A 224-nucleotide genomic window follows, 5' to 3' on the forward strand; every position below is an offset into this window, starting at 1 on the left:
GCCCTGGCCGTGCTCCTCGCCGGCTGCGGTTCCGGTACGCCGAAGGACGCCGCCCCCGCCTCGTACCCCACCGGCCGGACCAGCGTCGCTGTGGCCGCGGGAGACGACTTCTCCCTGACCGTCGCCTACAACGCCTCGCTCGGCGAGGCCTGGTACGTGGTGGACCCCGGGCCGGACCGCGCCGTACTCCGCGCCCGGGGTCCACCACGTACCAGGCCTCGCCG

General features: G+C 75.9%; 1 pseudogene. It reads left to right on the top strand.

The annotated features are described in order from the left end of the window. A pseudogene (locus tag J0695_RS41140) lies at nt 1-224 on the top strand (hypothetical protein); the annotation flags it as partial.

It is taken from the genome of Streptomyces beijiangensis, assembly GCF_017315755.1.
Classification (GTDB): Bacteria; Actinomycetota; Actinomycetes; order Streptomycetales; family Streptomycetaceae; genus Streptomyces; species Streptomyces beijiangensis.